The organism is Nocardioides sp. DN36 (assembly GCF_055380375.1).
This window is the reverse complement of record NZ_AP043823.1, coordinates 3,598,074-3,624,045: the sequence shown is the minus strand read 5'-3', so window position 1 is coordinate 3,624,045 and position 25,972 is coordinate 3,598,074. Positions and strand designations below refer to the sequence as shown.

Here is a 25,972-nt window from a genome sequence, read left to right as displayed (position 1 = left end):
ACCCCGGGAGAGCGTGCGGATTCACCTCGTTGAGGTAGCCGGGCAGGGCGCGACCTGGGCGAGCTGCGGGACGTGGGCACACACGGGGCCGCCGGTCGTGAAGGCCCGTGGCGCGGACCCACCGGCTGCCGCCGACTCCGACTGCAGCGGTGCGGTCCCCCATCGGGGATCGGAGGCATCGAACGGCAGGAGCACCCGCTTGGCCGGCCCGCCCGACGCCGGTACGACGAACAGGTCGGAGCAGCAGAAGTCGGCGTAGCGCCGGTCCGACGCGAACAGGACCTTCTGCCCGTCCGGCGAGTAGGCAGGCAGGTAGTCCGAGTGGGGGAACGGCGGACGGGTCAGCGCGGTGAGCCCGGAGCCGTTCGGGCGAACGGTGAACAGGGACGGCGCCGGCCGGTCCCAGAAGACGTAGCTGGTGAACGCGATCCTGCCTCCGGTCGGTGACCAGTCCGGCGCCCACCCCTCCAGGCGGGGCGGGGTGACCCGTCGCTGGTTCCTGCCGTCCGCCGAGGAGACGTAGACCGCCATCTTCACTCCGCCGACGTGCCAGCGCATGTAGGTCATCCGGGAGCCGTCCGGCGACTGGTCGGCGAGGTCGTAGGACTCGTGGCTGTTCGGGGTGACGTGGTGCAGCCCGGTGCCGTTGGGCCGGACGGCCGAGATGCCGCCGTCGCAGTCCTCGCCGAGGCAGTTGTAGAACAGGATCCATGCACCGTTCGCGGTGAACTGTCGGCGGCCACGAGAAACTGCCCGGAGACGGCCACGAAGCTGCCCGGTGGCGGACATGAGAACTGCCCACTGACGGTCATGGGATCTGCCCGACACGACGTCGTCTGCCTCACCGGTTCCCACGGTTGAGGCCCCTCCTCAGGTGCGGTTGGCGTGCTGATGCGCCGTTCGCCCCTGAGGAGGGACATGTGAAGTCTGCCGAGGAGATCATGGAAATCTTGGATGCCTACGACCTGACTGGGTCGTTTCGTGATGCCGGTGAGTTGGCCGGCTGTTCGCACCACACGGTGAAGCACTACGTGGACCGCCGCGCTGCCGGCGGGGAGCTGGACCAGACCGCAGCCCGGCTGCAGTTGATCGATGAGTACCTGCCCAAGGTCGAGGAGTGGGTCGAGCGGTCGTTCGGGAAGGTCCGTGCCGATGTCGCCCACGAGAAGCTCGTGGCGTTGGGCTACAAGGGTTCGGAACGCACCACACGCCGCGCGGTCGCTAAAGTCAAGGCGTCCTATCGCTCTGGTCGGGTGCGGGTGCACCGGCCCTGGGTCACCGAGCCGGGGATGTGGCTGCAGTACGACTACGGCGACGGCCCGGTCGTCGACGGCGTCAAGACGGTGCTGTTCGTGGCGTGGCTGGCGTGGTCGCGGTTCCGGGTCGTGCTGCCGTTGCGTGACAAGACGATGCCGTCCGTGTTCGCCGCGCTGGACGTCACGTTCCGCCGACTCGGTGGAGTGCCGACCTACGTGCTGACCGACAACGAGAAGACCGTCACGGTCGAGCACATCGCCGGGATCCCGGTCAGGAACCAGCAGTTGGTCACCTTCGCCGAGCACTACTCGGTCGTGGTGCACACCTGTGTGCCCGCGGATCCGGCGTCCAAGGGCGGCACCGAGGCGTCGGTGAAGATCAGCAAGGCCGACCTCGTCCCCAAGGACACCAACCTGCGGGAGGAGTACGCGAGTTTCGCTGAGCTCGAGGCGGCCTGCGAGGCGTTCTGCGAGAAGGTCAACACCCGTGCCCACCGGACGACGAAGCGGCCGCCGATCGAGATGCTCGCCGAGGAACGAGCTCGGCTGCACCCCGTTCCGGCGCGAGCGCACACGGTCGCGTTCGGCACCACCCGCATGGTGCCGGCGAACACCCCGATGGTGATGTTCGAGTCCGGCCAGTACTCGGTCCCACACACCCTGCTCGGTGCAACAGTGTGGGTCCGCACCCACGGGGTCGGTGAGGACGAGTGGGTCGTCATCGTTCATGTCGGCGACGACGGTCCGATCGAGGTCGCCCGCCACCGTCGCGCCACGCCGGGAACGCCGAAGATCGATGACGGGCACTTCCCGCCCCAGCCGTCCGGCCCGCTGGACCGCCAGCCCCGAGCGAAGAACGCCGCGGAGTCGGAGTTCCTCGACCTGGGTGAGGGGGCCCGGCTGTGGTTGGTCGAGGCGGCTGCCGCGGGCACGCCGCGGATGCGGGTCAAGATGACCGAGGCGCTCGCGTTGGCCAAGTTGTTCGACCCCGTCGAGGTCGACTGGGCACTGGGCCACGCCGCGGTCCATGGCCGGTTCGCCGAGGCCGACCTCTCTTCGATCCTGGACCACCACGCCCGGCAGCCCGGCACAGGTGAGCATCGTGCCAGCGAGGACTCCTCGCTGACCCAGGGCACCGCCGCGTGGGCACGGCTCGGCCAGCGGTCCACCGCGGACGGCGACGGCGAGGTGACCCGATGACGACGAGGAGCCCCATCAGCACCGCGCCGCCGTTGCCGGTCGAGTTGGAGGAGCTGCTGCGCAAGCTGCGGCTGCCGCACATCCGTCGCCACGCGCCCGAGGTGGTCGCGACCGCGAAGGCCCAACGCTGGGAGCCCGCCGAGGTCCTCAAGGCCCTGTTCGCTGAGGAGGTCGCCGGCCGGGAACGCTCCGCCTTGGCCACGAGGCGGGCGGCCGCAGGGTTCCCGACCGGCAAGACGTTCGATGCGTGGCAGCCCGAGATCTCCTCGATCCCGGCCCCGACCCAGCAGGCGCTGCGGACCTTGGAGTGGGTCCACCGGCGAGAGAACCTCGTGGTCTGCGGGCCATCCGGGACCGGGAAGACGTTCCTGCTCGAAGCGCTCGGACAACAAGCCGTCGAGCAGGGACTCAAGGTCGCCTGGTTCACCCTGGAAGACCTCGGCGTCCTGCTGCGCCGGCACCGTGCGGACGACACCGTCACCAAGGCCATCGCCCGAATCCTGCGGGCCGACCTGGTCATCGTCGATGACATCGGGCTCCTGGCCGTCGCCGCCGACGCCGCCGAAGGCCTCTACCGCCTCGTCGACGCCGCCTATGAGAAGCGCTCGGTCGCGATCAGCTCGAACCTGCACCCGTCCGGGTTCGACGAGCTCATGCCCAAGACGCTGGCCACCGCCACAGTCGACCGGCTGCTCCACCACGCCCACGTCTGCCAGACCAGCGGCGACAGCGTGCGCCTGACCCAGGCACTCGCCGGCCAGGGGGTGAGCCCGTTGAGCTGAGCACCCCGGTCGGTGGTGGCCACCGCCCCCTTGGGCAGATCCCGTGGCCACCACCGGGCAGTTCTCGTGGCCGTCAGCGGGCAGGTTTCATGTCCGCCCCTGGGCAGTTCCTACTGTCCCTTGACAGTGAACCGCGGCCCCCAGTCGTCCGAGGCCGGATCATCCGGGGTCAGCTGCCGCGGGTGGGCTCCGTCGGCGTCCGCGATCCAGATCGTCGTGTCACCGCTCGCCGTGCTGACGTAGGCGATCCGCTCCCCGTCGGGAGACCAGTCACCCTGGAACGAGTCGGCGCCCCGGGTCACCTGCTCGACCGCGGATCCGTCGGGGTTGGCGGTGTAGATCTGGCAGCCGCCCGGATCCTCGCAGTGCGTGAAGAGGATGCGGCCGTCGGTCGGGCCGGAGGACGCCGCACGAGCCGCCGGCGCGTCGTCGAGCGCCGACGACATCGTCGTACCGAGCACGAGCACGAGGGCGGGCACGGCCCGCAGGAGGGCGCGTCTCATCGCCTGATCCCCCAATCGGAGTAGCCCGCCCCGAAGGCGGGGCCGACGACCCGCCGGGGATCGCCCCCGGCGGTGTCCGTGGTCTGCAGCGGTCCGTTGTCGGTCTGCGGGTCGACGGACTTGGAGACGATCCGGGAGCCATCGGGTGACCAGGCGCCGAACAGCGTGCTCGGTGCCACCGTGCGCAGCCCGGTCCCGTCGACGCGGATCGTGTAGAGGTTCCCGTCCCGGAAGCCGGTGAAGACCAGGTGGGTCCCGTCGGGGGACCAGGACGGCCGTTCGGGCGCGATCTTCGGGCCGAGAGGGTGCTGGTGACGGCCGTCGGCGTCCGCCAGCCAGACCCGGCCGTCGTACCCGCCCGCATCGCTGACGTAGGCGATGGTGGAGCCATCCGGGGACATCACCGGATCCGTCGGGTGCCACAGTCCACCGATGACGGTGTGTCGTCCCGAGCCGTCGAGGCGGACCGAGACGATCTTGCAGGTGAAGTAGAAACCGACGTAGCTGCCGCAGCGCGAGTACAGGACGCGGCGGCCGTCCGCGGTGAAGCTCGGCCCGGTGTCGGCCCAGGCGGGTTCGTCGACCAGCAGGCGTTGGTGCGAGCCGTCGGCCCGCATGACCCACACCTGGTCGTTGCTGTCCGGGGTGCTCAGCACGAAGGCGATGCGCCCCGCGTCGGGTGAGACGGCGGGATGCCACGCCGCAACGCCTCCGGGCTCGTCGGTCAGACGACGCAGACCACCACCGTCCGGGCGGACCGAGTAGATCTGCGACGAGTCGCGCGCGCCGCTGAAGTAGGTCCAGACCGTGTCGAACACGATCCGTCCGTTCCTGCCGGGGTACGCCGCGTGGACCGGCGCCGCGCTCCCCGCGACCAGGGCCACGCCGGTGGCGATGGTCGCCAGCCGGCTCACGACCCACCCGAAGCGACGGTCTGCCATGGGACGTCCTTCCGTGCGCCGGTGAGACGTCACCTTCCAACCAACACGAAGACGGCTGCGCCCGCTTCCCGAACACAGGTGATTCAAGGCGGTGGGGGACACCCCCACCCACCGGGTCGTGCTGACCGCACCGGAGTCGCCGCGAACCGGTCGGTCAGCGCCCCCGACCGTGCGCCTGCCCCGATCGCCGGCAGCGCCGAAGTGGCGTGTGCTGGATCCATCGGCACACATCGAGAGGCAGACCAATGAACCACATCGTCGAGCAGGAGAGCGGCACCTACGCACCCCGGAGCACGCGCCGGCACAACGGCTACTACGCGGGCGACTTCTCGGCGGTCCCGTTCACGCCGCCCGACCTGAGCACGCTGCTCGTGCTGACCCGCGCGCCGGGGGCGACCTCGTCGATCTCCCGCCTGAACGGATCGCTCAGGTGAGCGGACGCCGTGGACGAGGGCCGCCACCGGGCGGACACTCGGACCAGGGCCGTCCGGCGGCGGTCGGCGCACAGGGAGGACGAGGCATGAGCGAGGAGCAGGCGCCCGAGACGCGCGGTGTCACGACCGAGCTGCTGGCCACGGTCGACCTCGGCCCCGAGATCGAGGGCATGGAAGGGCGCCGGCTGCGGATGCGGATGGTGACCATCGAGCCGGGCGGGGTCTTCGGACCGGTGCACGACCACAAGGGCAGGCCGGGCACGGTCTACGTGCTGCAGGGCACGATCACCGACCACCGTGACGGCGTCGCCACGGACTACGGTCCCGGGCCCGGCTGGCCCGAGGACCACCGGACCCTGCACTGGCTCGAGAACCGGGGCGCGGTCCCGGCGGTGGAGATCTCGGTCGACGTGGTCACTGCGGACGAGGCAGGCGGCGGCCGGGAAGGCCGCTGACATCGGTGAAAGGGGGTATGGACAGACCGCCCCGGCCGGAGCAGAGTTCCGGCATGCCACGACTCGGGACCACCTTCCTCGCCATCGCCCTCCTCGCCGCCCCGCTCCTCGGAGCCCAGTCCGGGAGCCTGGCCGCCCCACCGAAGGGTCACCACCACGGCCCGTCGTGGACGGAGACGGTCGTCGACGCGGACCAGAGCTTCCGCGGGCTCGACGCCGTCAACCGGCGTACGGCCTGGGTGACGGGCGGCAACGCCACCGAAGGTGCACCGGGCCGGGTGTTCCGAACGACCGACGGCGGCCGGCACTGGGAGGACGTCAGCCCGCCCGACACCGACGGCCTGCTCTTCCGCGACGTCGAGGCACGCAGCGCCACGAAGGCCGTCATCCTCGCCATCGGGGAGGGGGAGGCGTCCCGGATCTACCGCACCACCGACGGCGGAGCGACGTGGGACGCGGCCTTCGTCAACGACGACCCGGCGGCGTTCTACGACTGCATGGCGTTCTACCCCGGCGGCCGGCGCGGGCTGGTGATGGGCGACCCGGTCGACGGGAAGTTCCGGATCCTCGCCACCCACGACTTCGGCCGCTCCTGGCAGGTCCTCCCCAGCGACGGCATGCCGGAGGCGCCGACGGAGTACGGCTTCGCCGCCAGCGGCGACTGCCTGGTCACGGCCGGCCACACGGCCTACTTCGGCTCCGGCGGCGGCGACTCGCGCGTCTTCAGGTCCACGGACCACGGCCTGACCTGGACCGCCAGCCCCTCCACGATCCCCGCAGGCGAGGCCGCGGGCGTCTTCGCCCTGGCCTTCCGCACGCCGAACAAGGGCATCGCCGTAGGTGGCGACTTCAACGACGCCGCCGACGGGACCGACGCCGTGGCCACCACCCGCAACGGCCGCACCTGGCGCAACGCGGGCGACCTCACCCACCTCGGCGAGGACGTCGCCTACCTCCCCGGCAACCGGCACCGCCTGCTCGTCACCGGCGAGTCCGGCGACGTGATGGGCACCAGCCTCAGCACCGACGGCGGCCAGAGCTGGACGCGGATCAGCGACACCGGCTACCACGCCCTCGACTGCACCCGCGACGGCTCCTGCTGGGCCGCCGGCAGCGGCGGTCGGGTGGCCCGCCTGGCGCGCCGCTGACGGGCGCTCTCCGTGCACGTGCTCCACGAGCGGATCGCGGACGCGACCTGACTCGGTGCGCCATGATGAGTCGTGGCCGACCGATGGCGAGGGCGACTCAGCCGTGAGCTGAACCGGCTGCGCCACGACGGCCGCGCGGCGCTGCTGTGGTCGCTGCGGATCACGTTCGCGGCCACCGCCAGCTACGTGGTCGGGCTGCTGATCTTCCCGGGGACCGAGCCCCTGCTGGCACCGCTGACCGCGATGCTCGTCGTCCAGGTCACCCCGGTGTCCCTGCTCGCCAGCGGCCTCGACCGGGTGGTCGCCGTGGTGACCGGGGTGTCGCTCGCGGTGGCGTTCGCAGCCGTGGTGCCGCTGGAGTGGTGGAGCCTGGGGCTGCTGATCTTCGTGGCGATCACGATCGGACAGGCCCTGCGCCTGCGCAACAACCTGATCGAGGTCGCGATCAGCGGCATGCTCGTGCTGGGCGTCGGCGCCCTCGGCGCCGAGTCGGCCGCGGGCCAGCGGATCGCGGAGACGCTGGTCGGCGCGGGGGTGGGGATCGCGGCGAACCTGCTGTTCCCGCCCCGGATCCCCACCGGCGACGCCGGCCGGGCGATCGAGGGGCTCGCCGACGCGGTGAGCGACCTGCTGACCGGCGCGGCCGACGAGCTCGAGGCGTTGGTGGCCGAGGGGGGTGAGCTGGCGCCGTCGGCACGGGCCTGGCTCGGCGAGGCACGCCGGATCACCCACCACGACATCCCCCGCGTCGGCGCCACCCTGCTGGCCGCGGAGCAGGGGCGGCGGCTCAACGTGCGCGCCGTGGGCACGGCCGACGTCGGCCCCGGCCTGCGGCACGGGGTCGAGGCGATGGAGCACTCCGTCCTCGCCATCCGCTCTATGTTCCGCGCGCTGGTGGACGCCAGCTCCGAGGGTGACTGGCGCGCCGACGAGAGCGCCGGCGACGTGCTGCTCGGGCTCGCCCTGACCTTCCGTGAGCTCGCGGGCGGGCTGGACGCCTTCGGCGAGCTGGTGCGGGTCGAGGCAGCCCCGGCCCGGCAGATGAGCAACGAGGACGTCCGGGCCCTGCGCAGCGCTCTCGAGGGACTGCCGGAGGCGCGCGGCCGGCTGGAGGACCTGCTCACCACCGACGCCGACCCCGTGCTGCGCGAGCTGCACGCGGCCGTGCTGTCGACGGTCAAGCGGCTGCAGCGCGAGCTGGACCTCGAGCAGCGGGTGCGTCGGCAGATCCAGATGCGGCGTACGACGCGGCCGCGGCCCCGACGTCCCCGCCCGCCCGCTGCCCCGCCTCTCGCCCCAGCGCCCGGAGGAGGTGAGGTGGCCCCGGACGCGGAGACCATGCCGATGCCGCGGCTCACCGAGGGGGACCGCGACGAGCCGTGACCGGGCGGCCGGACCAGACCGGCTGCCGTCCCGCGCAACCGTCGTGCTCCCCCGGGCGTATGTCGCCTGAGTCCTCCGACGGGGGCCTCGCCCGCCAGGGCCCCACCCATGCACGAAGGACGAGATCACCATGCGCACCACCATCGCCGCCGTCGGACTGACGGCCTCCGCCCTCACCCTCGGGATCGCCGGGCCGGCGCACGCCGAGCTGTACGGCGTCGACGACCCCCAGGACACCTCCCACGGCTCCGACATCCTCGCGCTCCAGGTGCGGAACGGGCCCGACAACCTCAACGTCAGGACGCAGCACCTCAACCTGCGCCGCGACCCGCCCACCGGCTCGGGCGGGATGATCTTCATCGACACCGACCGGAGCGACCGCGGCCCGGAGTACGTCTTCGTCGGCGGCTACTTCGAGGGCACCGACTACGTCCTCCGCGAGACCGAGGGGTTCCGGCGTGCCACGTGGGGCGACCCCGTCGAGCACGGTGACTACGTCCTGCGGGTGAGCTACGCCGATGACCAGGCGCTCGTGCGGATCTCGCAGGCCGCCCTCGGCGACCCGGACGAGGTGCGTGTCGCCGTGCGGGCCTCGGGCACGCGCACCGACGGGACCAGCGACGGGCTCGTCGACTGGGTCGGCAAGCGGCGCAGCTTCAGCCTGTGGGTGGCTCGGGGCTGATGCCCGCAGCGCCCGGGACGTCATACGAACTGGGGTCTAGAGCCCTCGTTTCGTATGACGTCCCGCTCCCTCTGGCTACCCCTGAGGGCCCCGACCCGGGACCCTCGGGGACAGGTCAGGGCTGCACCCGATGTGCCGAGGCCTCCTCGCGGCGCACAGTGGAGACACCAGGGAGATGCCCTGGACATCGACACCCGAGGACGTGCAGCACCATGAACGACATCCACCAGAGCTTCGCGAGACAGGGCCTGGTCCGGCCGCGCCAGGGAAGGGTGCTGGGCGGCGTGTGCGCCGGCCTGGGCCGACGGTTCGGCATCGCGCCGTGGACGGCGCGCCTGCTCTTCGTCCTGCTCCTCATGGTCGTCCCGGGCAGCCAGATCCTGGCCTACCCGATCCTGTGGATCCTGATGCCGTCGGAGGAGACGGTCGACGTGCGACCGCCGTACACCCCGCCGACGCCCGCAGCCTGACCAGCCCGGACGAGGGTCACCGGGCGAGTGCGTCGATGACGTCCTTGCTGTGGGTGAGCGGGACCCTGTTCCCCTCGAGCTCGATGCGGGACCCGGTCGTGGTGTCGATGAGCTCCAGGACCCGGACGTTCACCCGCTGGTGCACCTTCACCTCGAGGTTCTCGCGGGGGACCCGGAAGACGAACGGGCCAGCCGGGCTGTGCCGGGTCGCCGCGCCGAAGCCGCAGACGTGCGTGGGGGTCACCCCGACCAGCATCTTGTCCGGGAGTCCGCTGGCCGCGTCGTGGGCGTGCGCTCCGGCCAACGAGCCGCCGACGGTCGCGACCGAGTCGGCCATGCCGCCCGCCGACCCGGCCAGGCTGTCGCCCACGAGCCCGCCGGCGAACATGCTGCCGGTGTGGCCGCGGGGCAGGAACTGGCCCGCCGCGGTCACCTCCTCGGGGGCGCCGATCTCACGCAACGCGGTCTCGACGATCTCGATCATCTGCTCCTCGGCCATGTCATCTCTCCCTCTGAGGTCACGGTGCCGTTCCGGCCATGCTGCGCGCCGACCGTCCTGGCCCGCCATGGCTCGATCTGGGGAGGCTCGATGAGGGGAGACGGGTCAGGGTGCGACGCGGTACTGCTCGACCAGGTCGGCCGCGGCTCCCAGCAGCTCCTCGGGCACCGGTCGGGGATCGACGTGGCGCCCGGCCGCCCAGGCGTCGACGACGGACGCCTCGAGGGCGTCGACGTCGACGCCGGGGACCTCTCGGGACACCGAGCCCACCGATGTCTCGTCGAAGTCCTGACCGAGGCACCCGTAGACCTCCGCGAGCACCGGGCGTAGCCGCTCCTCGTCACCGACCACGACCAGCGAGCTGAAGAGCCACGCCCGGGGGGCCATCCGCTGCGCCGTGCCGACCAGCTTCTCCACGCCGCGCGCGTTCACGCTGTGCGCGCCGGGACAGTACTCACCGGGTACGGCACCGAGGCGGGCGTCCACCCCGAGCTGTCGGAACAGGTCCACGAACCGTTCGCCGAACTCCCGGAACCGTTCGTCCTGGCCGCCCGTCGCGCCCGGCTCGTGCCGGACGTGGTCGACCACCAGGGCGTTCGAGGTGTAGGCCACCGCCCTCCCGCCCGTTGCGCGCACCACCGGCTCGAAGCCCGCAGCCCGGGCTTCGTCCACCGCCGCGCCGAAGCCCGGGAGCCGGGTGTCGCGGCGACCGAAGACGACCACGGGCGAGACGGGCCGGTAGACGCGCAGCGTCTCCTCGACCTGTCCGGTGCCTGTCTCGACCACCAGGGCGCGGGCCAGGGCGAGCTCGAGCGCCGGCTCGCTGTCGACGAGGGCACCGCGCAGCAACCGCATGGCGCCATCATCGCCGACCGGCCTTGGATCGCCGCGAGCGCGACGTCGGGCTGCGCTCGGGAGGCACGCCCGCCGGGCAGTTCAGCCCGGAGCCTGACCTGCCACGCCTGTGACCGTCGCCGGACGCGCGGACTGCCCGGCCGGGTTGTCGCCGTCGCTTGCGTGCCGCCTGCGACCCGGGGTGTGCCGAGAACCGGCTGGCCCCTCGCCACGATCCCCCGATCCATGATGGAGTTCACCGATGAAGCGCCAGATGCCGAAGCGTCATGACCTCGCACCCCTGCTGAAGTTCAAGAAGCCGACGCTCTCCCCCAAGGAGCGGCGGCTCGCGGGGGCGCTGACCATCGACGACCTGCGCCGGATCGCCAAGCGGCGTACGCCCAAGGCCGCCTTCGACTACACCGACGGCGCGGCCGACGGCGAGGTCTCGCTGGCCCGCGCCCGGCAGGCGTTCGCCGACGTGGAGTTCACGCCCTCGATCCTGCGCGACGTGTCCACGGTCGACACCTCCCGCGAGGTGCTGGGCCGGCGGGTCGCGCTGCCGTTCGGGATCGCCCCGACCGGCTTTACCCGGATGATGCAGGCCGAGGGCGAGATCGCGGGTGCGTCGGCCGCCGGCGAGGCGGGTATCCCGTTCTCGCTCTCGACGATGGGCACGACGTCCATCGAGGATGTCGCCGCCGCGAACCCGCTCGGGCGCAACTGGTTCCAGCTCTACATGTGGAAGGACCGCGAACGCTCCATGGCGCTGGTCGAGCGGGCCGCGAAGGCCGGCTACGACACGCTCCTCGTGACCGTCGACGTGCCCGTGGCGGGTGCCCGGCTGCGCGACGTGCGCAACGGCATGACGATCCCGCCCACCCTGACGCCGCGCACGGTGGTCAACGCGATCCCGCGCCCGGCCTGGTGGATCAACTTCCTGACCACCGAGCCGCTCGCGTTCGCCAGCCTCGACTCGTGGTCCGGCACCGTCGCGGAGCTGCTCGACACGATGTTCGACCCGACCGTGACCTTCGAGGACCTCGCCTGGATCCGGGAGCAGTGGCCCGGCAAGGTGTCCGTGAAGGGCGTCCAGAACGTCGCGGACGCCCGCCGGCTCGCCGACGCCGGGGTGGACGCGATCGTGCTCTCCAACCACGGTGGCCGCCAGCTCGACCGGGCGCCGGTGCCGTTCCACCTGCTGCCCCAGGTGGTCAAGGAGGTGGGCAACGACCTCGAGGTGCACCTCGACACCGGCATCATGTCCGGCCAGGACATCGTCGCCGCGGTGGCCCACGGGGCGGACTTCACGCTGATCGGCCGGGCCTACCTCTACGGCCTGATGGCCGGTGGTCGCGAGGGAGTGGACCGCGCCATCGAGATCCTCCGCGGGCAGATCGAGCGCACCATGCGGCTGCTGGGGGTGCGCACCCTCGACGAGCTCGAGCCCGCGCACGTGACCGCGCTGCAGCGGATGGGCCCGCGGGGCTGAGCACGCCGACCCTGCACGGGGCGGGCCGATCTGGCAGGCTCCGGGTCATGACGGACTCCGCCCGCGCCTGGGTGACCGAGGCGATCCGCCGGATCGAGGCCGACACCAACCGCAGCGCCGACACGCACCTGCACGTCTTCCCGCTGCCGCGGTCGTGGGGCGTCGACCTCTACCTCAAGGACGAGTCGGTCCACCCGACCGGCTCGCTCAAGCACCGGCTGGCCCGGTCGCTGATCCTCTACGGGCTCGCCAACGGCGACATCACCGAGGGCACCACCCTGGTCGACGCCACCAGCGGGTCCACGGCGATCTCGGAGGCGTACTTCGCCGCCATGCTCGGCCTGGAGTTCGTCGCGGTCGTCCCGCGCGGCACCACCCGGGCCAAGCTGGACCTGATCGAGCGCGCCGGGGGGCGCTGCGACACGGTCGAGCGGGCCGGGGAGATGTACGCCGAGGCCGAGCGGCTGGGCCGGCAGCCGGGTCACCACTACCTCGACCAGTTCGGGCGGGCCTCGGTGGTCACCGACTGGCGCGGCAACAACAACATCGCCTGCTCGATCTTCGAGCAGATGGCCATGGAGCGGCACCCCGAGCCGGCCTGGATCGTGGTCGGCGCCGGCACGGGCGGCACCAGCGCCACCATCGGCCGCTACTGCCGCTACCGGCGGACCGACACCCGCCTCGCGGTGGTCGACCCCGAGGGCTCCGCGTTCGCCGAGGCCTGGCGGACCCGCAGCTGCGAGGTGGTCGCCGGCGGCTCGCGGATCGAGGGGATCGGCCGCCCCCGGGTCGAGCCGTCGTTCGTGCCGACCGTGATCGACGAGATGATCCCGGTCGAGGACGCCGCCTCGGTCGCCGCCATGCGCATCATCGAGCGGGTCATCGGCCGCCGCGTCGGTGCCTCGACCGGCACCAACCTGGTGGGCGCGCTGGAGCTCGCCGTACGCATGCGCGACGCGGGTGAGACCGGCAGCATCGTGACCCTCATCTGCGACGGCGGCGACCGCTACACCGGCACCTACTGGGACGACGCCTGGGTGGCCGAGCAGGGCTGGGACCTCGCCCCGCACCTGGCCCGGCTGGAGCGCCTGCTGGAGCTGGCCTGACTCTTGTAACGCTCCGTTAGGGGCTCTGGTGCTCCGCTGTGGCGGAGCACCAGAGCCCCTAACGGAGCGTTACAAGTGGGCGGGTGTGACCCGCGTCACCTCCCATCACCTCCCTCCGGGGCCGGCGTTGGACGGGGGAGACCAGGGAGGCCCCGTGAACCGCACCCGCTCCACCGTCCGGCTGCTCGCCGGCCTGACCGCGACCGTCCTGGTGGCCGGCCTGCTCGTCGCGACCACCACGTCGTACGCCGACCCCGCCGCGTCGACGCCCGCCGCCCGAACGCCCGCCGTCCGAACGCCCGCCCGAACGCCCGCCGGCACCTCCGCCGGCCCGTCGTCCGGCTGGGAGCCACGGCCGGAGCGCTACCCGGGCACCGTGGTCGAGAAGGACCTCGCGATCCGAATGTCCGACGGCACGGTGCTGCGCGGGGACCTGACCCTGCCCGCCGATGCGGACGGTGCCGCGGTCCGGCGGCGGTTCCCGGTCATCGTCACGATCACCGCCTACAACAAGACGGCGCTGGGGTCGTCCGGCGGGCTCGGCGGGACGGACCCCGGCTACCTCGTGCGTCGCGGCTACGCCCAGCTCACGGTGGACGCCCGCGGCACCGGCAGCTCCGAGGGCAGCTGGAACGCGTTCGGCCGCCGCGAGAACAGGGACGGCAAGGAGGTCGTCGAGTGGGCCCACTCGCGCCGCCGGCCGTGGAGCAACGGCCACGTCGGGATGAGCGGCCCGTCGTACATGGGGATCAACCAGATCTTCACCGCCGCCCAGCACCCGGCCGGCCTGGACGCGATCTTCCCGCAGGTGCCGGCCGGTGACGTCTACCGCGACGTCGTCGCCTCCGGCGGCCAGATCGACGTCGGCTTCATCCCGCTCTGGCTGGGCCTGGTGACCGCGACGGGCCTCGTCCCGCCGGCGACGCTGGGCAGCGACAGCGAGTCGGGCGTCTCCGCGCTGCTGGACCACCTCGGCGCCGCGGGCTCGTTCACGGCGCCGCTGCTGCTGGACGCGGCGCTCGGCGGCGACGCGGCGTACGACGGGCCGTTCTACCGCGAGCGCTCGCCGCTGCGGGTGATCGACCGGGTGCGCGTGCCGACCTTCCTGATCGGCGGCGAGCTCGACCTGTTCCAGCGCGGGACGCCGATGCTCTTCGAGCACCTGCAGGCGAACGACGTCCCGACGAGGTTGATCGTCGGACCCTGGGACCACCTCCAGGGCTCCTCGGGCGCCGACGTGGGCGACGCCGGCCACGGCTCCCTCGCGGAGCTGCAGCTGCGCTGGTTCGACCACTGGCTGCGGGGCCGGCCCGACCCGGGCCTGGACACGGACATCCCGCCGGTGACCCGCTACGAGCAGGGCAGCGGTCGGTGGCGCGCCTCCGACTCCTGGCTAGCGGCCGGCACGCGGGCCCGGAGCTACCTGCTCTCCGGAGACGCCACCACCGGCGGAGCGGCCGGCGCGCTGACCACGGGTACGCCGCAAGCCGGCACCGCCGACGTGCTCCCGGTCCCGGTGGCCGGGCTGTGCACCCGGTCGGCCAACCAGTGGACGGCGGGCCTCCCGAACGCCGTGCTGGCCGACAACCCCTGCTTCACCGACAACGCCCCCAACGACCGCGCCGGGGTCGTGTTCGAGACCGCGCCGATGACCAGCGCGGTGCGGTTCGCCGGGCCGATCAACGCACACCTGTTCATCTCCAGCACCAGCGGCGACGGGATGCTGTCGGTGGCCGTCGAGGACGTCGCCCCCGACGGCACGGTCACCCGGCTCACCGGTGGCTGGCAGGTGCTGTCCCAGCGGGCGCTGGACCCGGACCGCACCCGCTATCTCGACGGGTCGGTGCTGCAGCCGTTCCACCCGTTCACCCGGGCCTCGAAGCAGCCGCTCGGGAGCGGTGAGGTGGCGCCGGTCGACGTCGAGGTCTTCCCGACCGCGGCCAGCATCCGCCCGGGTCACCGGCTGCGGATCGCGGTCCAGGCCTTCGACGTCCCGCACCTGGCCCCCACCGCGACGGACCTGCCGGGCAGCCCGACGGTGATGACGATCCACGCGTCGCGGAAGTATCCCTCCGAGCTGACCGTCCCGTGGGTGGGAGGCCCCTGACCCCGGGAGTCGATTTCACGGCGCCGGACCCGCTCCGGTACTCTCTCCGGCGGTGGCGTGTCCGAGCGGCCGAAGGTGCATCACTCGAAATGATGTGTGGGGTCAAACCCACCGTGGGTTCAAATCCCACCGCCACCGCCCTGTGATGTCTCAGGACATCGCAAGCTCCCGGGCCCACGACTGTGGGTCCGGGAGCTGTCATTTCCGGGGTCGGCGGGTCGGGCCTTGCTCTGACATGGTTGCGCCGTGAACGGGGAGGTCGGCAAGCGGCGGACAGGCGAGAAGTATGCTCCGGTCCCCAGCACGGCGGATGCGGTCTCGGCATCGGTCGCCTGCGCGCGGGCCGTGGGGCTACCGGCCGACGACCCCGAGGTCATCGCCGAGGGCTACAGCGTCCGCGTTCGTCTGCGGCCCGCACCGGTCGTGACTCGCGTGGTGACCGTCGGACGAGAGTTGCGTCCGGTCCCGCTGCCATGGCTCGAACGTGAAGTGGCGGTTGCCCAGTTCCTGGTTGCCGAGGGACTTCCCGTCGTGAGCCCGTGGGAGGACCCGGGGCCCCACGTCGCTGAAGGGCTCGAAGTGTCCTTGTGGGACTGGGCCGACCACGACTCCGGCGTGGTGTCGGCCGCTGACTTCGGAACGATGCTGGGCCAGTTGCACGTGACGCTGGCTTCCTACCCCCGCGACCTGCCCCCTCTGGTCGGGCCTCTCACCGACATCTCCACGGCGCTGACCGTCTCATCGGATCCGGCACTCCACCGAGCAGCCGACGAGCTGCTGCCCCTGGCCCTGTCCTGGCCGCGGCGACCCCTGCATGGAGACGCTCACACCGGAAACGTGCTCACGACGCCGAGCGGCCCGCGATGGACCGACTTCGAAGACGTGTGTGTCGGGCCAGTGGAGTGGGACCTGGCCTCGACGACGATCACCGACGACGCCCTGGCTGCCTACCCGGGCCCGGTCGACCGGACCCGCCTTTCGGACTGCCGTGACCTGCGCCGTCTACAGATCCTGGCCAGCCTCCTGGTAGGGGGCTACGACGACGCTCCGCTCCACCAGACCCTCGTCACGCACCTCGACAAGCGCGCTCGTGCGTGATCGGCCGGGGAATCCGGGACTCCCGGACGCTGAAGACGCTCGCTGACCTCCGGGGTCGCAGGTCAGATGCGTTCCGGGCCGTCGACGTGGTCGCCCTGACCTACCGGCCGGTTCGCTGACGGGGATCGGGGACCCAGCCGAGCACCGTGTCTCGCAGCTCCTCCTGACCCGCCGTGCTGTCCAGCCGCAGCACGGGCTGGTGGCGGTCGGCCAACCACTTCTCGTGGGCGACCCGGCTCCGACCCTCGAACGCCGGATCGTCGTAGCCGCGCGCCCAGTCCAGGAACGCCTCCCACGCGTCGTGGTCGAACTCCCGACCCGCCCTTCGATGGACCTCACGTTCTGCGAGTCGCCGGAGTCGCTCCTCGGGGTCGAGCGTCAAGAAGACGATGGCGTCGCACTCGTCGACGACCGCTTCGCCCCAACCGACCATCGACCCCGACAGCACCCATGCCTCACGAGGGACGAACACCTCGTGCATCAGCGCCAGCCGGTCGCTCTCGGGCCGTTTCTCGACGTAGGGCGGATCGGTCGGCACCCAGAAGTAGTCGTCCGCATCAGCGTGCGGGACTGACCAGTGATTCGCCAGCGCCCGCGCGAGCGTGGTCGTTCCGGACCCACTGGCACCCAGCACATGGAGTCTGCAACGTCGCATGCCGTCATTCTGGCGGGCACGAGACCCCGGCGCCGCTCTGGTTCAGGCCGGCAGGATGTTCTGGTTGTGCCGGAACAGGTTCGCGGGGTCGTACCTCCTCTTGGTCGCCGCGAGCCGGTCGTAGTTGCCCTTGTAGTTGGCGCGGATCCGGTCCTGGTCGTCCTCGGCCATGAAGTTGATGTAGCCGCCCTCCTCCGAGTGCGGCGCCGTGGCGGCGTAGTAGTCCCGGACCCAGGCCGTGTTCCTCTCGTCGTCCTTCGCGTCGGGCCACATGCCCGCGATCACGGTGGCGAAGCTGGCGTCGCGGTAGGCGAACGCCGTGGACTCCGGCGCGACCCGGTGGCAGGCCCCGTTGATCGGGTAGATGTGCATCGTCGAGGTCATCTCGGGCACCTTCGACCCGTGCTCCACGTGGGCGGCGATCGCGTCGTCGGTGAGCTCCTTGACGAAGTTGGCCTTCCAGTAGTGACGCAGCCCCGACGGGTAGAGGTCGTCGAAGGCGCTGTTCAGGGCGGGATAGGGCATCGGCCCCACCATCTCCGCCACCACGGGCGCGAGGTCGCGGAACGGCTTGAGCACCTGCTCGCCCTTGTCGAGGTCGCCGGCCCAACAGGTCACCATGAGCGCCAGCGGCGTTCCGTGCCGCTCCTCGGGGATGAACGGCAGCGGCGGCGCGATCTGGTACGCCGGGAAGCCACCGAACTGCTCGGGCGCGTCGGCGATGAACTCCCGGTACAGCCGGAACAGGTCCCCGGCCCTGTCCAGCTCGAAGAACATCGGTCCGCCGTAGATGTCCTTGACCGGGCTGAGCCGGAACTCGAACGACGTGACCACGCCGAAGTTGCCGCCGCCGCCCCGGATCGCCCAGAAGAGGTCCGCGTCGTCCTTGTCGCTGGCGACGTGGAACGTGCCGTCCCCGGTCACCACGTCCGCCGACAGCAGGTTGTCCAGGGCGAGGCCCAGGCCCCGCGCGAGGTAGCCGATGCCGCCGCCCAGGGTCAGGCCGCCGACCCCGGTGGTCGAGATGATGCCGCCGGTCGTGGCCAGGCCGAACGGGTACGTCGCGGCGTTCAGGTCGCCCCACGTCGCGCCGCCGGCGACCCGGGCCGTGTGGGCCAGCGGATCGACCCGGACGCCCCGCATCGCCGACAGGTCGATGACCACGCCCCCGTCACAGGTGCCGAAGCCGGGGACGCTGTGCGCACCACCACGGACCGCGACGGTCATGCCGTTGTCGGCGGCGAAGCGGACGGCAGTCATGACGTCGCCGGCGTTGGCCGGTTGGACGACCACGGCCGGGCGCCGGTCGATCATGCCGTTGCGGACCGTGCGCGCGAGGTCGTACCCCTCGTCGTCGGGTCCGGTGACGGTCCCCCTCGTCTGCTCTCGCAGTGTCTCGAGCTGTGCATTCATGTGATCCCTCCTCAGGGCTCGGACGGTCGCGTCCGGACCACGAGGGCGTCGGGAGGGCGTCACAGGACGTGGCCGTTCGCAACAGCTCCAGGTACGGCCGACGCTAGACCCGGACCATCCGCGTGGCCATGGCACAGGAGCGTCATCCGCTGGGGGAGAGGTCCTCGGTGCCCGCGCTACGTACCGTGGAGCCATGACAGGCAGCCTGGCGTTCACCTGGTGGGGGCACGCCTCGACCACGGTCGAGGTGGGCGGCGTGCGCATCGTCCTGGACCCGCTGCTGACCGACCGCCTCCTGCACCTGCGGAGGTACGCCGATCCGCCGTCGCTGGAGGCGGCCACCCGCGCCGACGCGGTGATGATCTCCCACCTGCACGCCGACCACTGCCACCTGCCGTCGCTGCGGCTGCTGCCCCGCTCGGCGACGGTGGTCGCCGCGCCCGGCGTCGAGGAGCTGGTGGGGCGCCTCGGCTTCGAGCGGGTCGTGGTGGCCGAGCCCGGGCGGGAGGTGTGGGTCGAGACGCCGGCAGGGTCCTTCGACGTCCGGGTCCTCGGGGCCACGCACGACGGCCGCCGGCTGCCGCTCCCGCGCAGCACCGGGACCGCCGTGGGCTACCGGGTCGCGGCCATGGGCCGCTCGTTCTGGTACCCCGGTGACACCGGGCTGCGTGGCGACATGCGCGACGTCGAGCCGGTCGACCTGGCGCTGGTGCCGGTCGGGGGATGGGGGCCGAGCCTCGGGCCGGAGCACATGGACCCGGTCGAGGCAGCCGAGGCGGTGGACCGGGTCGGGGCCGGGTGGGCGGTGCCGGTGCACTGGGGCACGTTCTGGCCGGTCGGGCTGCGTCGCCTCGCCCCGCGACGCCACGAGCGGCTCTTCCTCACGCCGGGGGAGCGGTTCGTCGCTGCCGTCAGCGCCGCCGGCCGCACCCGCCCGGTGCTCGCGGCACTCGGGGAGCGCGTCCCGCTCGACCCCGGGCCCGGATGAGCGGCGCCGGGGTCAGACGCGGTCCTTGCCCGCGACGCGCTCGGCGACGCCGATCAGCAGGACCGCCGCGACCACGGCCAGCACGAAGCCGAGGACGTTGAGCTCCCAGATGCTCCCGGTGCCGAAGAACTGCGCGATGACGCCGCCGATCAGCGATCCGACCAGGCCGAGCCCGAGGGTGGCCAGGACGCCGAGGTTCTGCCGGCCGGGCTTGATGAGCCGCGCGAGGGCACCGATGACGAGCCCGGCGACGAGGAATCCGATCATGCGGCCACGGTAGCCCCGCGGTCCCAGACGACGGGGGCGTCGCCTCGTGACCTTGGCCCCTGACGGGTCCCCGCCGCACGTGGGTCGATGAGGGTGACACCCCTTTTTGGAGGAGACATGCACACCAAGACCTGGACCGTGGAGATCTTCATCGGTGAGCAGGAGGGCCGGACCCACGCGGAGGCGCGGCTGAGCACCGAGAAGTCGGCGCGGCCACTGAGCGGTGAGGGCACCGCCCGGCTCAACCCCACCGACGCGAACGTGCCCGAGATCGGTGACGAGCTGGCCGCCTCGCGCGCGCTGTCGGCGCTGGCGCACCGGCTCCTCGACGCCGCTGCCGAGGACATCGGCGCGATGACCGAGGAGCACGTGCGGCTCTACCGGTGAGTCTCAGCCGGCGGCGTACACGTCGCTGCCGAAGGCGCGCGCGTCCCGGGCGTAGCCGAGGGGTGCGAGGCCGAAGGTGTCCTCGATGCTGCGCAGCAGCGAGTAGTGGTTGTAGGGGGTGCCGTTGGTGCTTCCGGGCGTGATGAACGGCGAGACCAGCACGGCGCCGGTGCGGCCGCCGCCGAGGCCGTAGATGCCCGGGAGCGGGGCGTTGGGTCCGGGCCCCTCGCCGCAGCACGCCTCGGCCCCGTCGGTGCTCCCGGTGTCGGCCTCGTCGAAGGTGACCACGAGGAGCCCGTCCTGCTGGAACGCGGGGGAGGCCAGGATCCGCGGGACCCAGGTCCGCAGCCACTCGTCGGCCGTGGCCAGGCCGCCGGGCCGGCCATCGACGCAGGGGCTGTCGTGGCCGTCGTTGCAGAGGTTCGGGATGATGTAGGAGAGGTTCGGCGTCGTGGCTACCGACGCGAGGTCGCCCGGCAGCTCGGAGAGGTCCACGTCGTCGACCGCGCACGAGGGTGACGACGTGATGCTCTTGAAGTAGACGAACGGGTTGTGCCGGGCGGCGTACTGGTCGCCGACCTCGGCCTGCTGGGTGTCGTCCGCGTGGTTGGCCTCGGGGTGGCGGCACGGCGTCCCCATGTCCTCCATGTAGCCCCGCCAGGTCAGGCCGGCGGCCTCGAGCTGGTCGGCGACCGTCATGACCGAGCGGGGGTAGACGCAGCCGGTGCCGACGGCCTGATCGGGCGCGACCGTCGCGACCTGCACGAAGTCCGAGTAGACCTGGCAGTCGGCCTGGGTCTGGGCGTTCGGGCCCTGGCCACTGATCTGCGCGACGTAGTTCGGCAGGCTGTTGTGGGCCGTGCCGTGGTACTGGGTCAGCAGCTGGCCCCGGTCGCGCAGCTCGCCGCTGAGGTACGGCGCCGCCGAGCCCGGCCCGAACGTCTCGGCGTATCCCTTGTTCTCCAGGTTGATCACGAACACGTGCCCGACGGCGGGGGCGGCGGCCTCGCCCGTCGATGCGGACACGACCGTGTACGCCGCGTCGATGGTCTGGCTCAGCGGGGTGGCGGTGGAGGACGCCAGTGCGAGCGTGCCGAGGGCGAGGGGGGCCGCGAACCGGCGCGCGGCACCGTGGAGAGGGCTCCGGGAGAGCATGGGACTGGGTCACTCCTGGGGTCGTCGACGTGTCGTGATCGGCCCCCGTACCCGAGCAAGGTTCCCCGAGGAGCCGGTGCCAAACCAAACGACGGGGCCGGCCCGTGGTGATGGGCGCCGTGAGGCATCCCACACCGGCCGGCCGGCCGAGGTCGCGTCAACGGCGCCCGGCACGCACCCGCAGCCGCACCGCCAGCCCCGGCACCAGCGCGAGACCCAGGCAGGTCAGCGCGGCCGGCAGCGGCAGGTTCTCGGTGCCGAGCAGCTGCTGCAGGGGCGGCAGGTAGACGCCGGCGACCTGGAGCAGCGCGGCGCCCGCCACCGCGACGTCGAGGGGTCGCCGCTCCCACCTGCGTCCGGGCGCGCGCAGGGCCATCGCCACCCCCAGCTGGGCCGAGCCGAGGGCCAGGAACACGGCGGACTGCACGTGCCAGCCGGCCTGGTGCGCGACGAGCCCCGCGGCGAGCGTCACGACGCCGATGGTGGCCCCGATCCAGCCGATCTGTGCGGCCAGGCCGGCGCCGAGCACCGACTCGTCGGGCGAGCGTGGTGGCTGCCGCATCGACTCGGCCCGGACCGGCTCGGCCCCGAACGCGACGCCCGGCAGCCCGTGCGTGAGCATGTTGATCCACAGGATCTGGCCGGGCAGCAGCGGCACGCCCAGGGCCAGCAGCGGACCGAGGACCACCACGATCACCTCGGCCAGGCCGCCGGAGACGGCGTAGCGCAGGAAGTTGCGGATGTTGGTGTAGATCCGCCGGCCCTCCTCGACGGCCACCACCACCGTGCGCAGGTCGTCGTCGGCGAGCACCAGGTCGGCCGCCTGGCGGGCGACCTCGGTCCCGCCCCTGCCCATGGCGACGCCGATGTCGGCGTTGCGCAGGGCGGGGGCGTCGTTGACCCCGTCGCCGGTCATCGCGACGACGTCCCCGCGCTCCTGCAGGGCCTGCACGATCTGCACCTTCTCCTCGGGCCGGATGCGCGCGTAGACACGGGTCTCGGCCAGGGAGGCCGGGTCGACGCCGGCCTCCAGCTGCGGGCCGGTGACCGTGGTGGAGCCCTCCCCGGTGATGCCGAGCCGCCCCGCGATCGCGTCGGCGGTGACCGGGTGGTCGCCGGTGACCAGGACGATCGTGATCCCCGCGGCGTGGCAGTCCGCGATGACCTCGCGCGACACGTCCCGGGGCGGGTCGGCGATGCCGACGAGTCCGACCAGCTCCAGGGGAGCGTCGGCGGCACCGGCGCCGTCGTACGCCGCGGCGTCGGCCACGGCGATCACCCGGAAGCCCTGCTCGGCCAGCCGCGTGGTCTCCGCGGCCGCGAGCGCCCGCAGCTCGTCGCCCGACGCCACCATCCCCAGCACGACCTCGGGTGCGCCCTTGCACACGCGCAGCAGCCCCTCGCCGGACTCCGCCCGGTGCACGGTCGCCATCCAGCCCCGTTCGGCCTCGAACGGCACCTCGTCCTCGCGCGGCCAGGTCCGGTGGACGTCGACCGCGCTGGTCCCGCCCTTGGCCGCGAGGGCGAGCAGCGCCGCCTCGAGGGTGTCCCCGGCCGCTCCCCAGAGGTCGGTGTCGGGCGTCGGCTCGACCAGCCGGGCGTCGTTGCAGAGCACGGAGTCGCGCAGCAGCCGGTCCAGCGCGGCCGCGGGTGCGGCGGGACCGTCGGGCACCACGTCGCCCTCGGGCGCGTATCCGGCGCCGGACACGTCGTACCGGTGCCCGGGCGGCAGCCAGACCGCCCCCGCGACCATCCGTCCCTCGGTGAGGGTGCCGGTCTTGTCGGAGGCCAGGACCGTGACCGAGCCCAGCGTCTCGACCGCCGGCAGGTGGCGCACCAGCGCGTGCCGCTGAGCCATCCGGTGCGCGCCCAGCGCCAGCGAGATCGTGACGACCGCCGGCAACGACTCCGGCACGGCCGCCACGGCCAGGCTGACGGCGAGGACCGAGGTCTGCGCCAGGGGCTCGCCGCGGACCAGGCCGAGCACGACCACGACCACCCCGATCGCGAGCACCGCGAGCACCAGGTCGCGCGACAGGCGCCGCAACCGGCGCTGCAGCGGCGTCTCCCGCACCCGCGCCGTCGAGATCAGGCCGGCGATCCGGCCGAGTCCGCTGTCCGCCCCGGTCCGCAGCACCTCGCCCAGCCCCCGGCCCCGGGTCGCGACCGTGCCGGCCAGCACCTCGTCCCCGACGGCGCGCTCGACCGGCTGGGACTCCCCGGTCATCGCCGACTCGTCGACCGTCAGGGTGACCGCCTCGACCAGCCGCAGGTCGGCCGGCACGATGCCGCCGGCATCGAGCCGCACCAGGTCGCCGGGCACCACGTCGGCCGCCGCCACCTCGACACGGCGGCCGTCGCGGACCACCTCGGCCATCGGCGCGGTCAGCTGGTCGAGCTCCGCGATCGCCTGGTCGGCGCGCAGGTCCTGGGTCACGCCGACCGCGGTGTTCACGACCACGACCAGGGCGATGACGCCGGCGTCGGCCGCGTCGCCGATCAGCACCGTGACCACACCGGCCGCGAGCAGCAGCAGGATCATCGGGTCGCGCAGCTGCGCGCCGACCCGCCCGAGCGGACCGACCCGGTGCGGCCGGGGGAGCGCGTTGGGGCCGGCCTCGACGAGCCGCCGCGCGGCCTCGGCCGAGGTCAGACCGGCCGGCGTCGTGCCTGCCGGCTCAGGTGCCGGGCTCGTCGTGCGGGAAGTGCTGGACATAGGCGTCCGGTCCCGGGAAGGTCAGCGACTCGTGGCCGTTGTCCGACCAGCGCACGAGGTACGGCGGGGTGCCGTCCTCGCCGTGGACCTCCAGGATCTCGCCGTCGCGGACGGCCTCGTCGACGTGGGCGCTGCGGATGACCAGGCGGTCACCCTTGGTGGCGTGCATCGTGCTCTCCTCTCGTCGTGGGGTGGTTGCCGTCCCGGTCACCCGGGTGCGGCGATGTCGCGTCGGTCCAGCAGGGGCAGGGTCGCGAGGGTCACGACCAGGCAGCCGAGGGCCAGCCAGGCGAAGTCCGGCGGGAGGCCCCCGCCGAGCGGGCCGCTGGCGAGCGCCTGCTCGAGGGGCGAGAGGTGCTGCCAGGGGTCCACGCCCTCCACGAGCAGGCCCGCGACGTAGAGCACGTAGCCGGCCACCGCGAGCGCGGCGGGCACGGCGACCGCCAGCGGCCGCCGCCCGGTCGCCGCACCGACCCCCAGGGCCAGCAGCCCGAACTCGCTGCCGAGCAGCGCCATCGACAGGCAGCCGGAGAAGGTGTCCAGCGGGCCGATGCCCATGCCGATCACCACGCTGCAGCCGAGCGTCACGGCGTACAGCCCGACCCCGAGCAGCGCCACGCAGGTGACCAGGGCGAGCGCCTTCTCCAGCAGGATCCGGCTGCTGGACAGGGGGATCACGAGGAGCACGTCGAGCGTGCCGTCCTCCTCCTCGCCCGCCACCAGCCGGGCACCCCGCCCGATCGCGTAGACGAGGAACAGCGCGGGGAGCATGAGCGTGAAGAGCTCGGAGTTGATGAAGCCCAGGCCGCTGGTCATCGAGCTCACGTCGAAGAACCGCTGCATGTAGTCGGGGTACTGCTCGAAGAGCTTCTCGATGTCGGGCATGTCCTTGAACGACGGCCAGATCAGCGACTCGGTCACCACCAGCAGCGCGATGCCGACCGACCAGCCCACCAGCCCGTGCCGGTGGTCGCGCAGGCTCTTGCGGTAGACGCTGCGCAGGAGGAACGGCGTCTCGGCGGGCACCGTGGCCGGTGCGCTCAGGCGGCTCGCCACGGCTCACCTCGCGTGTAGTACCGGAGGAAGACCTCGGTGAGGTCGGCCTCGTGGGTCACGACGTTCTCCACGCCGTACGGCGCGACGGTGCGCAGCAGCGACTCGGCCGAGCCGGCCAGCACCAGGTGCGCCGTCCGGTCGTGGACGTGCACCTCGCTCACCTGGGGGCACCCCTGCAGCACCTCGAGCGGCACCTGGTGGGTGAACGTCACGTCCCAGCGCCGCACCACCTGGGCCCGCAGCTCGGGGATGGTCGCGGTCCGGACCAGCCTGCCCTCCCGCAGGATCGCGACCGTGTCGGCCACGGCCTCGACCTCGGAGAGGATGTGCGAGGACAGGAAGACGGTGGCTCCCGCCCGGCTCACCTCGCTCACCAGGGTCAGGAACTCCTGCTGCATGATCGGGTCGAGGCCGGTCGTGGGCTCGTCCAGCACGAGCAGGTCGGGCCGGTGCATGAACGCCTGGACCAGGCCCACCTTCTGCTGGTTCCCGTGCGAGAGGGTGCCGATCCGCCGCGACAGGTCGAGGTCGAAGCGGTCACCGAGCTGCTGCACGTCCGCCCAGTCGACGCCACCGCGGAGCGAGGCCAGGAAGCGCAGGTACTCCGCGCCGGTGAGGTCGGGGTACGCCACGAACCGGCCGGGGAGGTAGCCCACACGGCGCTGCACCTCGTCGGGCCGGTCGGCCACGTCCAGGCCGAGGACCTCCGCCCGGCCCGTCGTGGGCCGCAGCAGCCCGGTCAGCAGCCGGATCGTGGTCGTCTTGCCGGCGCCGTTCGGTCCGAGGTAGCCGAACACCGACCCGGTCGGGACGGTCAGGTCGAGGCCGTGCAGCGCGACGACGCGGCGGAACTCCTTGCGCAGCCCGCTGGTCTCGACGGCGGCCGTCATCCGGGCCTCCTCACCCTCGTCTGCCTGCGACGCTAGAGCGCCGGGAGGGGCCGCC

The 25,972-nt window shown here is 72.5% G+C and carries 27 protein-coding genes and 1 tRNA gene; 15 read left to right on the top strand and 13 right to left on the bottom strand.

What is annotated here, in order from left to right; all coding sequences use genetic code 11:
• Positions 1 to 21: 21 nt before the first annotated feature.
• Entirely contained in the window at positions 22 to 789 is a 768-nt protein-coding gene (locus ACZ43H_RS18300; protein WP_464585277.1) for a TolB family protein, read from the bottom strand.
• A 131-nt stretch (positions 790 to 920) separates the two neighbouring features.
• Between ACZ43H_RS18300 and istA the strand changes: the two genes are divergently transcribed.
• Together istA and istB are read left to right on the top strand one after the other, a co-directional pair.
• A complete protein-coding gene (gene istA / locus ACZ43H_RS18295) occupies positions 921 to 2,456 on the top strand; it encodes an IS21 family transposase (RefSeq protein ID WP_021473522.1) in 1,536 nt (511 codons plus the stop codon).
• Positions 2,453 to 3,238: an IS21-like element helper ATPase IstB gene (istB, locus tag ACZ43H_RS18290; protein WP_021473521.1), complete on the top strand. Its 786-nt coding sequence runs from the start codon at positions 2,453 to 2,455 to the stop codon at positions 3,236 to 3,238. The genes istA and istB overlap by 4 nt, the downstream gene beginning before the upstream one ends.
• Before the next feature lie 110 nt (positions 3,239 to 3,348).
• Here the strand turns inward: istB and ACZ43H_RS18285 are convergent, their stop codons facing one another.
• Both ACZ43H_RS18285 and ACZ43H_RS18280 read right to left on the bottom strand, forming a co-directional pair.
• A complete protein-coding gene (locus ACZ43H_RS18285) occupies positions 3,349 to 3,741 on the bottom strand; it encodes a TolB family protein (RefSeq protein ID WP_464585275.1) in 393 nt (130 codons plus the stop codon).
• Complete coding sequence (locus ACZ43H_RS18280; protein ID WP_464585273.1) at positions 3,738 to 4,682, bottom strand: TolB family protein; 945 nt, start codon at positions 4,680 to 4,682, stop codon at positions 3,738 to 3,740. Before ACZ43H_RS18280 ends, ACZ43H_RS18285 begins: the two co-directional genes overlap by 4 nt.
• Before the next feature lie 245 nt (positions 4,683 to 4,927).
• On the opposite strand from ACZ43H_RS18280, the gene ACZ43H_RS18275 reads away from it, so the two are divergent.
• From ACZ43H_RS18275 to ACZ43H_RS18250, 6 genes are all read left to right on the top strand, one after another.
• Complete coding sequence (locus ACZ43H_RS18275; RefSeq protein WP_464585272.1) at positions 4,928 to 5,116, top strand: hypothetical protein; 189 nt, start codon at positions 4,928 to 4,930, stop codon at positions 5,114 to 5,116.
• A gap of 86 nt (positions 5,117 to 5,202) precedes the next feature.
• Positions 5,203 to 5,571, top strand: a complete 369-nt coding sequence (locus tag ACZ43H_RS18270; RefSeq protein WP_464585270.1) for a cupin domain-containing protein — start codon at positions 5,203 to 5,205, stop codon at positions 5,569 to 5,571.
• Between the two features lie 53 nt (positions 5,572 to 5,624).
• The gene (locus ACZ43H_RS18265; protein WP_464585268.1) at positions 5,625 to 6,719 is read left to right on the top strand and encodes a WD40/YVTN/BNR-like repeat-containing protein; all 1,095 of its coding nucleotides are present in this window, start codon (positions 5,625 to 5,627) and stop codon (positions 6,717 to 6,719) included.
• Positions 6,720 to 6,791: 72 nt separating this feature from the next.
• Entirely contained in the window at positions 6,792 to 8,102 is a 1,311-nt protein-coding gene (locus ACZ43H_RS18260; RefSeq protein WP_464585266.1) for an FUSC family protein, read from the top strand.
• Between the two features lie 130 nt (positions 8,103 to 8,232).
• The gene (locus ACZ43H_RS18255; RefSeq protein WP_464585264.1) at positions 8,233 to 8,784 is read left to right on the top strand and encodes a hypothetical protein; all 552 of its coding nucleotides are present in this window, start codon (positions 8,233 to 8,235) and stop codon (positions 8,782 to 8,784) included.
• A gap of 212 nt (positions 8,785 to 8,996) precedes the next feature.
• Positions 8,997 to 9,254, top strand: a complete 258-nt coding sequence (locus ACZ43H_RS18250) for a PspC domain-containing protein (RefSeq protein WP_464585262.1) — start codon at positions 8,997 to 8,999, stop codon at positions 9,252 to 9,254.
• Positions 9,255 to 9,270: 16 nt separating this feature from the next.
• Here ACZ43H_RS18250 and ACZ43H_RS18245 read toward each other — a convergent pair whose 3' ends face one another.
• Positions 9,271 to 9,753, bottom strand: a complete 483-nt coding sequence (locus tag ACZ43H_RS18245) for a hypothetical protein (RefSeq protein WP_464585260.1) — start codon at positions 9,751 to 9,753, stop codon at positions 9,271 to 9,273.
• 105 nt (positions 9,754 to 9,858) lie between these two features.
• Positions 9,859 to 10,608 carry a lipoate--protein ligase family protein gene (locus tag ACZ43H_RS18240; RefSeq protein ID WP_464585258.1) on the bottom strand — a complete coding sequence of 250 codons (750 nt, stop codon included), beginning with the start codon at positions 10,606 to 10,608 and terminating at the stop codon, positions 9,859 to 9,861.
• 241 nt (positions 10,609 to 10,849) lie between these two features.
• On the opposite strand from ACZ43H_RS18240, the gene ACZ43H_RS18235 reads away from it, so the two are divergent.
• The 5 genes from ACZ43H_RS18235 to ACZ43H_RS18215 all read left to right on the top strand — a co-directional run bounded on the left by ACZ43H_RS18235 (position 10,850) and on the right by ACZ43H_RS18215 (position 16,390).
• Complete coding sequence (locus tag ACZ43H_RS18235) at positions 10,850 to 12,079, top strand: alpha-hydroxy acid oxidase (protein WP_464585257.1); 1,230 nt, start codon at positions 10,850 to 10,852, stop codon at positions 12,077 to 12,079.
• A 47-nt stretch (positions 12,080 to 12,126) separates the two neighbouring features.
• The gene (locus ACZ43H_RS18230) at positions 12,127 to 13,185 is read left to right on the top strand and encodes a PLP-dependent cysteine synthase family protein (protein ID WP_464585255.1); all 1,059 of its coding nucleotides are present in this window, start codon (positions 12,127 to 12,129) and stop codon (positions 13,183 to 13,185) included.
• Positions 13,186 to 13,339: 154 nt separating this feature from the next.
• The gene (locus ACZ43H_RS18225; RefSeq protein WP_464585253.1) at positions 13,340 to 15,292 is read left to right on the top strand and encodes a CocE/NonD family hydrolase; all 1,953 of its coding nucleotides are present in this window, start codon (positions 13,340 to 13,342) and stop codon (positions 15,290 to 15,292) included.
• A 51-nt stretch (positions 15,293 to 15,343) separates the two neighbouring features.
• A tRNA-Ser gene (locus tag ACZ43H_RS18220) sits at positions 15,344 to 15,430 on the top strand.
• Between the two features lie 108 nt (positions 15,431 to 15,538).
• Positions 15,539 to 16,390 carry a phosphotransferase gene (locus ACZ43H_RS18215; protein ID WP_464585251.1) on the top strand — a complete coding sequence of 284 codons (852 nt, stop codon included), beginning with the start codon at positions 15,539 to 15,541 and terminating at the stop codon, positions 16,388 to 16,390.
• A gap of 100 nt (positions 16,391 to 16,490) precedes the next feature.
• Here ACZ43H_RS18215 and ACZ43H_RS18210 read toward each other — a convergent pair whose 3' ends face one another.
• Both ACZ43H_RS18210 and ACZ43H_RS18205 read right to left on the bottom strand, forming a co-directional pair.
• The gene (locus tag ACZ43H_RS18210; protein WP_464585249.1) at positions 16,491 to 17,045 is read right to left on the bottom strand and encodes an AAA family ATPase; all 555 of its coding nucleotides are present in this window, start codon (positions 17,043 to 17,045) and stop codon (positions 16,491 to 16,493) included.
• A 42-nt stretch (positions 17,046 to 17,087) separates the two neighbouring features.
• Positions 17,088 to 18,458, bottom strand: coding sequence for an FAD-binding oxidoreductase (locus ACZ43H_RS18205; RefSeq protein WP_464585247.1), 1,371 nt, complete (start codon positions 18,456 to 18,458; stop codon positions 17,088 to 17,090).
• A gap of 193 nt (positions 18,459 to 18,651) precedes the next feature.
• On the opposite strand from ACZ43H_RS18205, the gene ACZ43H_RS18200 reads away from it, so the two are divergent.
• The gene (locus tag ACZ43H_RS18200) at positions 18,652 to 19,446 is read left to right on the top strand and encodes an MBL fold metallo-hydrolase (protein WP_464585245.1); all 795 of its coding nucleotides are present in this window, start codon (positions 18,652 to 18,654) and stop codon (positions 19,444 to 19,446) included.
• A gap of 12 nt (positions 19,447 to 19,458) precedes the next feature.
• Here the strand turns inward: ACZ43H_RS18200 and ACZ43H_RS18195 are convergent, their stop codons facing one another.
• On the bottom strand, positions 19,459 to 19,713 hold the full coding sequence (locus tag ACZ43H_RS18195; protein WP_464585243.1) for a GlsB/YeaQ/YmgE family stress response membrane protein: 255 nt from the start codon (positions 19,711 to 19,713) through the stop codon (positions 19,459 to 19,461).
• A gap of 117 nt (positions 19,714 to 19,830) precedes the next feature.
• Here ACZ43H_RS18195 and ACZ43H_RS18190 point away from each other — a divergent pair, with 117 nt between their 5' ends.
• Positions 19,831 to 20,100, top strand: a complete 270-nt coding sequence (locus ACZ43H_RS18190; protein WP_464585241.1) for a dsRBD fold-containing protein — start codon at positions 19,831 to 19,833, stop codon at positions 20,098 to 20,100.
• Between the two features lie 3 nt (positions 20,101 to 20,103).
• Here ACZ43H_RS18190 and ACZ43H_RS18185 read toward each other — a convergent pair whose 3' ends face one another.
• The 5 genes from ACZ43H_RS18185 to ACZ43H_RS18165 form a co-directional block, all read right to left on the bottom strand.
• The gene (locus ACZ43H_RS18185; protein ID WP_464585239.1) at positions 20,104 to 21,255 is read right to left on the bottom strand and encodes an alkaline phosphatase family protein; all 1,152 of its coding nucleotides are present in this window, start codon (positions 21,253 to 21,255) and stop codon (positions 20,104 to 20,106) included.
• 157 nt (positions 21,256 to 21,412) lie between these two features.
• Positions 21,413 to 23,971, bottom strand: coding sequence for a cation-translocating P-type ATPase (locus tag ACZ43H_RS18180; protein WP_464585238.1), 2,559 nt, complete (start codon positions 23,969 to 23,971; stop codon positions 21,413 to 21,415).
• Positions 23,934 to 24,140: a DUF1918 domain-containing protein gene (locus tag ACZ43H_RS18175; protein WP_464585236.1), complete on the bottom strand. Its 207-nt coding sequence runs from the start codon at positions 24,138 to 24,140 to the stop codon at positions 23,934 to 23,936. The genes ACZ43H_RS18180 and ACZ43H_RS18175 overlap by 38 nt, the downstream gene beginning before the upstream one ends.
• Before the next feature lie 38 nt (positions 24,141 to 24,178).
• Positions 24,179 to 25,027, bottom strand: coding sequence for an ABC transporter permease (locus tag ACZ43H_RS18170; RefSeq protein WP_464585234.1), 849 nt, complete (start codon positions 25,025 to 25,027; stop codon positions 24,179 to 24,181).
• Positions 25,012 to 25,917 carry an ABC transporter ATP-binding protein gene (locus tag ACZ43H_RS18165; protein ID WP_464585232.1) on the bottom strand — a complete coding sequence of 302 codons (906 nt, stop codon included), beginning with the start codon at positions 25,915 to 25,917 and terminating at the stop codon, positions 25,012 to 25,014. Before ACZ43H_RS18165 ends, ACZ43H_RS18170 begins: the two co-directional genes overlap by 16 nt.
• Positions 25,918 to 25,972: the final 55 nt, after the last annotated feature.